Below are 7,596 nucleotides of genomic sequence, written 5' to 3'. Positions count from 1 at the left end.
AGTGGAAGCGGTGGCTTGGGCGACGATGCGGGAATTATCAAATTCGTCAACGAAACCAGCGGCACACTCACGATTACCAATAGTACTTCGGGCGGTGGAGCAGGGACTCGCTATCTCTCAACCGGTGCGGCTAGCACTACGGACCCGTTTACCTACGAGAGTGTTATCACCCATCCGCCAATTATTGAAAACTTAGGAACAATTACCAACCAAACCACACTCACAACTCAGGTCGCCCCTGAGATTCAAAACCAGGGAACTTTAGCGATCAATTCTGGGAAGCTAGTTCTGCAGAAGCAGTTTGAGACCAGTGGTGATGTGATCATCGAGTATCAAAGCGAACTGAATATCAGCGGCTACTCTGGCGAGCTTTCCAGTGATCCTTATGGTGGAGATCCTTATGGAGGTGATCCCTATGGCGGAGGAAGTGGCAGCGGGAGTGGCAGCGGTGGGACTGTGGACACTCGCATTTCCTATACGCAGACTGCAGGAAGCACGACGATCAATGGTGGCCAACTGACCGCGACTGGCGATGCGATCATCCAGGCAGGTTCGCTATCAGGTATTGGCTTGATTGGTACTGATTTGATCAATCAAGGACAGATGACACTCGCACCTGGACTAGGAGTGCTGAGCGTCGATGGTGATTTCACACAAACGTCTTCTGGTTCGCTATACCTGGACGCAACCAGTCAGCCAAACCATCAGGCCGACTCATTGGCCGTAAAAGGGAAGGTTACGCTGGATGGCGACTTTTTCCTAGATACCACTTATTTGATCTCACCGCCAAACATGATTCACTTGATTGACAATGACGGCAGCGACGCCATCGTCGGTCAGTTCAGCAATGTCGACGAAGGTGATGTCACTGGCATCGCGGGTATCAATCAACCCTTTAGTTACGAAGGTGGGACAGGTAACGATTTCACGTTTGGATTTCGTCTTCCATCGATTTCCGTGAGCAACGTCAAGTTGAACGAGGGCAATAGTGGGGTCACTGATTTCGTGTTCACGGTGTCTCTGGATGGCGGCTATTCCAGTCCAGTCACCGTTAACTATTCCACGGAGGACGATTCGGCTCTTGCGGGTGAGGACTACATCAGCACCAGCGGGACACTGACTTTCTACCCAAACGACCCACTGTCGCAGACGGTCACGGTTTCAGTGATAGGCGACTTGGTACCGGAACGTCGTGAACGCTTTTCACTCGTGCTTACTGACGCTACCAACAGTATCGTTGAGAATGGTACGGGCGTCGGTTCGATCATGGACGATGATGGTTTCTCGGGTGCGAAAGACAATCTAGGGGACGAATTTTGGCTAACTTTTCCGGCAAATTATCAAACCGGCGATCAACAAGACTTGATCTTGTTCTTAACAGGGCCTGACGATGCGATCGGAAATGTTGAAATTCTAGGACTCAGCTTTTCCACTACATTCGAAGTTAAAGCAAACCAAATCACTGCGATCTCATTGCCTCAAGGTGCTGACTTAGGGACTGCAATTGACCAAATCGAAAACAAAGGGATTCATATTACTGCCGATGTTGAGATCGCAGTTTATGGGCTCAATTTGGTTACTTATACGTCGGACGCTTACCTAGGACTGCCCGTTGACATTCTCGATGATAAATATGTTGTGCTCGGCTGGAAGAATTCGGGGATCGGTGCCGGTACGCAGTTCGCAATCGTAGCTTCTGAGGACAATACGTTAGTCACTATTACCCCAACAGCGCAAGTGGGAGCCAGGCAAGCTGGTGTTTCTTACCAGATCGAGCTGGATGCAGGCCAAACTTATCAACTGCGAAACTCAGATTACCCAGCGGATCTTTCCGGCTCGATCGTGCAGGCTGACGCACCGGTTGCAGTGTTCGCGGGTCATGAGTGTGCCAACATTCCCGAGGGCGTAACGTATTGCGATTACGTCGTCGAGCAATTGACACCTACATCGACTTGGGGGAAAGACTTTATTTCAGTCCCCTTAGCGGCCCGGCAAAACGGGGACACGTTTCGTGTGATTGCCTCCGAAGATGACACGGTAATTCAAGTCAATGGAACCGTTGTCGCGACCTTGGACGCAGGTGAAATCTATGAAGACATTTTTACGACAGTGAGTCATATCGAAAGTAGCCAGCCAATCTTGGTGGCGCAGCATTCACACGGGAGCTCATTTGATGGCGCGCTCGGCGATCCTTTTATGATGATGATAGCTCCGACAGAGCAGTTCTTGGATAACTACACGGTTGGCACTCCGGTAAATGCCACATCAACAGGGTACAGTTCGACTCAATTTGTCGACAATTTTCTAAACATTGTAATTCCATCTGATGCGATCGCGAGCTTGAGATTAGATGGGCAGCCACTCGATGCCGGGATTGCTTTTGAACAAGTTGGGATGACGGGGTACTCGGGTGCGAGCATTCCGGTTACTACTGGATCGCACCATTTATCAGCAGACGCACCCTTTGGCGTTTACACCTATGGATTTAACACAGATGATTCCTATGGTTACCCCGGTGGGCTTGCTCTTGCTCGCATCGCCGACGTACAAACGCTCGCCCTCACTCCGCCGGAGCAAACGGCGTATGTCAATTCGATGCAGTCGGTTTCAGCCACCATCAAGGATGCCAATGGTGTCGGCATCGCAGGAGTTCGTGTCGACTTCGTCGTCTCTGGAGCCAACTCTATCACCGGATCGACCTTTACCAACGCATTCGGGGTAGCCGAGTTTTTCTATACAGGCACCAATGTTGGCGATGATTCAATCGTGGCTACGTTTAGCTCCCTGACTGCCACTGCCGAGAAGACTTGGATTGCGGCGGCACCCGCCATCGAGATTCTCTCTCCTGCCCCGTTTACGGACTACACGCCAGGATCGGGCATACTGATCACGGGAAAAGCGACTGCCGCCGATCCCAGCGTTCCTGTCGTCGCCGTATACATGGATGGAGTGCCCGTCGATGCATTAGACGCCGATGGTAAATTCTTCGTCTCCACCTCGGTAGAAGCCGCAAACCAGGTTTATTCGTTTACGGCGATCGACGCACTTGGCAATCAAGCGACCACCACTCTCACGCTCGATATCTTTGCTAGGTCTCGTGGACCAATCAACTTGTCCACGCTGTCCGATGTCTCAACTATCGACGCCGACTATGGTATCACTTCGTTCGACTTCCGAACAAACAAGTTGTATGCCGAGCTTTCGATCACCAATTCGGGCACCTACGCCATCAATAACCCACTGCTAGTGGGTGTGAAAAATATCAGTTCGGCCACGGTGTTTCCGTCTGGATATGCAGGCATCACCGCCGATGGGATTCCGTACTTTGACTTTAGCTCTTTTGTCACCGGTGATACGCTAGAGCCCGGTGAATCCACTCTTCGGGGCATTCTTCAGTTTGACAATCCTAACCGGGAAACGTTCACCTATGAATTGGTACTATTAGGACAACTCAATCGTGCCCCCGAGTTTGTCAGCAGCCCGCCTGTTTCAGTGACCTCAGGAACACCGTATTCCTATCCGGTCACTGCCTTCGACGCAGATCAGGATGAAATCGAATATTCACTTGTTGCCGGTCCCTCCGGCATCACACTCGATTCTCAAACGGGAGCACTCACTTGGAATCCGAGCACTGGCGATGTCGGCAATCATAATCTCACCATCCAAGCAGACGATGGGCGTGGTGCTCGCACACTTCAATCATTTGTGTTGTCCGTCGAAGCATCGACCGGTAATCGGCCACCTGTTTTCACCTCGGTTCCCGTAACCACGGCCTATGTGGGCACTGAGTACCAAGCCGATGTCGCAGTCTCTGATCCCGATTTCGACACAGTCACATTAAGTCTGGCCACCGCAGTGGCGGGGCTCGCTGTTGCATCCACTGGCGACCGCAGCGGACAACTCACTTGGACACCAACGGCCTCGCAAGTTGGCACCCATCTGATCACGATCGAAGCTGACGATTCGGGCGCCGGCGGCATCACAGAACAGTCCTTTATGATCCGCGTTCTGCCAGCCCAGGGCAACTCGGCTCCGCATATCCTGTCCGACCCTATCACCACAGCGACCGCCGGCGTGGCGTATCACTACGGCCTTGTTGCCATCGATCCAGATGATGATGACTTGGCGTACACGTTGTCCAGTGCTCCATCGGGGATGACAATCGATGCGGAAACAGGCAGCATCAATTGGACTCCCACATCAGGAACCTCCGGCACCACCGAAGTCACCGTACGTGTTGACGATGGGCACGGTTGGTTCGACGAGCAAACTTGTGATCTGGCGTGGATCAATGCCACGCCAGGAACTCTCAGCGGAACGGTCTTCGACGATCAAGACGCCGATGGGATTCGCGATGGTGGTGAACCCGCATTATCAGGATGGACAGTTTATCTGGATGCAAATCGCAACAACAAGCCGGAGTCGGGCGAAACCAACGCGGTGACGAACGCTAGTGGGCAGTACTCGTTCACCAACGTGCCGATTGGTGAATACACGATCGGAATCGTCAAGCAACCCGATTGGGCGTTAAATGTTCCGACGACTCGCGTTCATACCGGCACACTCAGCGGCGGCCAAACAGTCAGCGGCTTGGATTTTGCTTTTGTCACCAAGACCGGCGGCAATGCCAAACCCGTCTTCCAATCGGTGCCTATCACGACCGCAGTGATGGGCAACACCTATCAGTATCGTCCGACTGCCTTCGATGCCGATGGCGATGAATTGACGTATTCGCTGGCCTACGGTCCGCGTGGGATGACGATTGACCCTGCAACCGGCTCGCTGGCTTGGAATCCAGCAGAGGACGAGAATTTTTATGTTGACGTCACTCTGCGTGTGGATGATGGCAACGGTGGCGTCGCACTTCAACCGTTCCAGGTATTTCTAACGGTCGCGGAAAATAGCGCCCCTGTATTTACGTCGCAGCCTCATGGGCCGGCTTCCGTGGGCGTTGCGTGGACATACAATGCCAGTGCGACCGACCCAGACGGCGATTCGGTAACCTACTCACTCGATAACGAATCGCTTGCACGCGGCATCGTTATTCATTCGACAACGGGCGCGGTGACTTGGACCCCCACCGCGGTCGGCGACTACACGCTTAATGTTACCGCGTCGGATGATCGTGACGGCAGCCGAACCCAATCCTTCACGCTTGCGGTTCGAAATAACACTCCGCCACAATTCGACACCGTACCGCCAATTCCAGGCTATGTTGGAGAAGTGTATTCGTATGCGATCGACGTGTCTGATGGTGATGCTGACGATTTGACGTTGACACTCGACTCCACGTCGGTAGCACGCGGAATGACTCTCAGTGGCAATGCCTCCACTGGATACACGCTCAACTGGACACCTGCCGCCGAAGGTGACTATCCCGTGACGCTTTCCCTTAGCGATGGAGAAAGTCGTGTCACCCAAGTCTTTGTCTTGCCAGTGATCGCACCGGTCGTCGAAAGTTTTCCGCCTCAGATCACGTCCTCTCCGCAAGGCCCAATCTACGCGGGCAGCCCCAGTGCTTGGTCTTATACCATTTTTGCGAATGACCCAGATGGTGATGACAACGAATTGACCTTCGCACTGGAATTACCATCCTCCAACAGCGAAGTGACACTGACCGGAAACGTGCTGTCTTGGCACCCTACCAATCCGGGCAGCGAAACATTCCGAATCGTCGTCACCGATGAAGACAACGAAAGCACGGTCCAGTCCTTCACGGCCACGGCGTTGTCATCTCGCGTCGGAGCACTACCGGAAATCACCAGCGTCCCCACAGGTCCCGCAGTTCGTGGAAACACCTACCAATACCAAGTCGTAGCGTTTGACCCCAACGGTGACCCCCTCACCTACGCACTTGCCGAACCGGTTGCGGGTGCCTCGATTGATCCACAGACCGGCTTGCTAAGCTTCACGCCAGACAGTGCCAGTAGCGTCGATTTTGACATTGAAGTATCCGACGGGATCGACGGCACACGAACACAGAGCTTTACTCTTGATATCGTATCACCGCCCGGTACGCCGCCGAGGATCACCTCGTCGCCCGTGGGACCTGCTGTTTCAAACCAGGCTTGGAATTACACCTTAGCCGCGATTGATAGTCAAGGTGATGCGATTACTTACGCACTGGATGCTGTGAGTAGTTCTAATGGCACCGAATCGGTTAGCTTCAATTCGACCACTCGCACTCTCACGTGGACACCAACCGATGCGGATTTGACAATCATAGTCACGCTTTCCGCCACCGATACGGATGGTACAACGCCCCAAACCTTCACGCTCGGATCGATCGCGCCGCCCAGCACCGGCGGCAGCAATGAATCGCCAGTATTTGTCAGCCAACCTCAAGGTCCTGTACTCGTTGGACAATTGTGGACCTATGTTGCCAAAGCGACTGATGCCGATGATGACACGCTCACCTACGCACTCGATTCTGCCTCGGTCACTGCCGGGCTCTCAATCAACTCAGCCACTGGCCGCATCCAGTGGCAACCGACCACGACCGGCGACTTCCCGGTCTCGGTGACGGCCGATGATGGTAATGGTGGAACCGCCACCCAGTCGTTTACCGTGACGGTCGGTCGCAGCAATGTGGCTCCTGCGATCATTTCGAAACCAAGCGGCCCAGCCATGGTTGATTCGCCGTGGAACTACACCATTGTCGCAAGTGATACGAATGACTCGGTTAGCACGCTCACCTACGAGTTGTTGTCCCCTGCAACGTCCGCCGAAATCAGCTTCAATTCCACCACGGGAACCCTGACGTGGACTGCACCAAGTGAAACGTCGCAATCCTTTGAAGTCAAAGTAACCGATCCCCATGGTGCTTCGGCTACCCAATCGTTTACGGTCAATGCCGTCGATCCTCCGATAACCTCCAATGTGGCTCCCGTTTTTGTATCCGCCGCACCTTCCGTCGTCCGCGCCGGTGAACTCTATCGATACGCAGCTCGTGCGGTCGACGCCGATGGCGATGCTCTCACCTATTCATTGTCATCATCACCCGTCGGAATGACCATCCATCCCACGACAGGGTTGGTATCTTGGACCCCAGATTCTGTCGGTACTTATGCGGTCACAGTCGCGGCGAGTGATGGCATCAACTCCGCCATCACCCAGTCGTTTTCGGTCACCGTCGCAGCACCAGTCCGTCCCAACCAAGCCCCCGAAATTACCAGCCAGCCGACCGGACCGGCTTCCCGACACCTTGCCTGGAGCTATCAAGTCAAAGCGACCGATCCCGAAGGCGACACGCTTACCTATTCGCTCGACACCAGCGCCGTTCCGACCGCGGCAATGGGCGATCTGGCCATCAACTCCAGCACCGGGCTGATTACATGGACACCGACGGTCGCCGGCTCGTTTGTGGTGAAGGTTTATGCCACTGATCCGATGGGTGCAAACGACGGCCAGCAATTCACGCTACCGGTTCTTGAAAATGCACCACCTCAGTTCATCACGTCACCACCAACACAGTCCATCCAAATGGGTGATGCCGTCAGCTACGATGCCGATGCTGTTGATCCAAATCCAGGTGACACGATTACCTACGCACTCGATCAAGTCTCGCTCGATCGCGGAATGACGATTAATGGATCC

General features: G+C 53.8%; 1 protein-coding gene. It reads left to right on the top strand.

Features of this window, described 5'->3' with window-relative positions:
* The coding region (locus RMSM_RS36300; RefSeq protein WP_008690958.1) for a putative Ig domain-containing protein at positions 1–7,596 on the top strand (7,596 nt) is incomplete at both ends.

Origin of the sequence: Rhodopirellula maiorica SM1 (genome assembly GCF_000346295.1) — a bacterium.
Lineage (GTDB): Bacteria > Planctomycetota > Planctomycetia > Pirellulales > Pirellulaceae > Novipirellula > Novipirellula maiorica.
The sequence above is the reverse complement of the archived record's forward strand: the minus strand, read 5'-3'. Positions and strand labels throughout refer to the sequence as shown.